Source organism: Flavobacterium sp. UBA5153 (genome assembly GCA_002413745.1).
Lineage (GTDB): Bacteria > Bacteroidota > Bacteroidia > Flavobacteriales > Flavobacteriaceae > Flavobacterium.
On sequence record DHXP01000017.1, the window covers coordinates 1 to 2,282 of the forward strand.

The following is a 2,282-nucleotide window of genomic DNA, read 5'->3' on the forward strand; positions in this document are numbered from 1 at the left end:
ATTATTTTCAAAAAAAGATTTAAAAAAGCTTGTAGGATTAGAAAAAGCGAATTACATTTGCACCCCGCTAAAAGGGCAAGTTATTTGAAAAGCTGGTAAGAAAGAGAGAAGAAAAGGTGATTTAAATCACTTAAAAAAAACTTCAATTTTTTCTTGCGAGATAAAAAAGAAGTTGCTACTTTTGCACCCGCTTTGAGAGAGACATTAAATGGCTCAAACGAAACGAAAAAGAAGAAGACACGTTCCTAGACATATTGAATTGACAGCCGTCCCGATTTATCGGGACAATAATAAAAGAGAGTAAACAAATCGAAAGATTTAAAACCACTAGAGCTTCAGTCGAAAATAAATAGAATTAAATTTATTTAATTCGCATAATATACGATGAAGAGTTTGATCCTGGCTCAGGATGAACGCTAGCGGCAGGCTTAACACATGCAAGTCGAGGGGTATAGTAGCAATACTAGAGACCGGCGCACGGGTGCGTAACGCGTATGCAATCTACCTTTCACAGAGGGATAGCCCAGAGAAATTTGGATTAATACCTCATAGTATAGTACCTTGGCATCAAGGAACTATTAAAGTCACAACGGTGAAAGATGAGCATGCGTCCCATTAGCTAGTTGGTATGGTAACGGCATACCAAGGCTACGATGGGTAGGGGTCCTGAGAGGGAGATCCCCCACACTGGTACTGAGACACGGACCAGACTCCTACGGGAGGCAGCAGTGAGGAATATTGGACAATGGGCGCAAGCCTGATCCAGCCATGCCGCGTGCAGGATGACGGTCCTATGGATTGTAAACTGCTTTTGTACAGGAAGAAACACTCCGACGTGTCGGAGCTTGACGGTACTGTAAGAATAAGGATCGGCTAACTCCGTGCCAGCAGCCGCGGTAATACGGAGGATCCAAGCGTTATCCGGAATCATTGGGTTTAAAGGGTCCGTAGGCGGCCCAATAAGTCAGTGGTGAAATCTCCCGGCTCAACCGGGAAATGGCCATTGATACTGTTGGGCTTGAATTATTAGGAAGTAACTAGAATATGTAGTGTAGCGGTGAAATGCTTAGAGATTACATGGAATACCAATTGCGAAGGCAGGTTACTACTAATGGATTGACGCTGATGGACGAAAGCGTGGGTAGCGAACAGGATTAGATACCCTGGTAGTCCACGCCGTAAACGATGGATACTAGCTGTTGGGAGCAATCTCAGTGGCTAAGCGAAAGTGATAAGTATCCCACCTGGGGAGTACGTTCGCAAGAATGAAACTCAAAGGAATTGACGGGGGCCCGCACAAGCGGTGGAGCATGTGGTTTAATTCGATGATACGCGAGGAACCTTACCAAGGCTTAAATGTAGGTTGACCGGTTTGGAAACAGACTTTTCGCAAGACAATTTACAAGGTGCTGCATGGTTGTCGTCAGCTCGTGCCGTGAGGTGTCAGGTTAAGTCCTATAACGAGCGCAACCCCTGTCGTTAGTTGCCAGCGAGTCATGTCGGGAACTCTAACGAGACTGCCAGTGCAAACTGAGAGGAAGGTGGGGATGACGTCAAATCATCACGGCCCTTACGCCTTGGGCTACACACGTGCTACAATGGCCGGTACAGAGAGCAGCCACTGGGCGACCAGGAGCGAATCTACAAAACCGGTCACAGTTCGGATCGGAGTCTGCAACTCGACTCCGTGAAGCTGGAATCGCTAGTAATCGGATATCAGCCATGATCCGGTGAATACGTTCCCGGGCCTTGTACACACCGCCCGTCAAGCCATGGAAGCTGGGGGTGCCTGAAGTCGGTGACCGCAAGGAGCTGCCTAGGGTAAAACTGGTAACTAGGGCTAAGTCGTAACAAGGTAGCCGTACCGGAAGGTGCGGCTGGAACACCTCCTTTCTAGAGCTTGAATGTTAGTAGCAATACACTTTCAAGAAAGAAGACGAAAAGTAATAATGGAAAGATTTTAGAAGCGATTACTCTCGCTGTTAGTTCAAATAATACACGTAAGACCGTTATGATGACGGTTTTATTTTTAAGAAAAAGAGTGTCTCGTAGCTCAGCTGGTTAGAGTACTACACTGATAATGTAGGGGTCGACAGTTCGAGTCTGTCCGAGACAACTATTTAGACTTAAAAAAAGGAAATTTTAGAAGTATGAGTATGAATTACCATTAATTCAAAATTCAACATTCATAATTTAAAATTAGAAATGGGGGATTAGCTCAGCTGGCTAGAGCGCCTGCCTTGCACGCAGGAGGTCAACGGTTCGACTCCGTTATTCTCCAC

General features: G+C 45.7%; 2 tRNA genes and 1 rRNA gene. All 3 read left to right on the top strand.

The features are described from left to right. Positions 1 to 381: 381 nt before the first annotated feature. The 3 genes from B2145_RS03195 (at position 382) to B2145_RS03205 (ending at position 2,281) form a co-directional block, all read left to right on the top strand. A 16S ribosomal RNA gene (locus B2145_RS03195) occupies positions 382 to 1,893 on the top strand. A gap of 149 nt (positions 1,894 to 2,042) precedes the next feature. Then, positions 2,043 to 2,116: transfer RNA gene (locus B2145_RS03200), tRNA-Ile, on the top strand. 91 nt (positions 2,117 to 2,207) lie between these two features. Beyond that, positions 2,208 to 2,281, top strand: a tRNA-Ala gene (locus B2145_RS03205). Position 2,282: the final 1 nt, after the last annotated feature.